This window comes from Pseudomonas sp. Pseusp97 (genome assembly GCF_047304025.1).
Classification (GTDB): domain Bacteria; phylum Pseudomonadota; class Gammaproteobacteria; order Pseudomonadales; family Pseudomonadaceae; genus Pseudomonas.
The window spans coordinates 1-311 of record NZ_JBGLYK010000519.1 but is presented as its reverse complement, the minus strand read 5'-3'; the positions used below and the strand labels follow the sequence as shown (position 1 = coordinate 311).

Annotated in this window: 1 protein-coding gene; it reads right to left on the bottom strand. The window is 72.3% G+C overall.

From position 1 onward, the window contains the following. A partial coding sequence (locus ACCC94_RS30190) for an NAD(P)-dependent oxidoreductase (protein WP_413353234.1) occupies positions 1–311 on the bottom strand: 311 nt, incomplete at both ends.

The window sequence follows — 311 nt, the reverse complement described above, 5'->3', positions numbered from 1 at the left end:
GTTCTCGCTCAACTGGCCGACGATGCGCTGCCGGGCCTCGCGGCTGCCCCAGGCGCTGTGCGGGGTGAGGATGAAGCGCGGGATGTCGCCGGCCAGCAACGGGTTGCCGTCTTTGGGCGGCTCGACGCTGAGCACGTCGAACGCGGCCCCGCCCAGATGGCCGCGACGCAGGGTGTCGGCCAGCGCCTGCTCGTCGACCAGGCCGCCGCGGGCGGTGTTGATCAGGAAGGCGCCGGGCTTCATCAGGTCCAGCTCGCGCTGGCCGATCAGGTTGCGCGTGGCGTCGGTCAGCGGGCAGTGCAGGGTGAGGG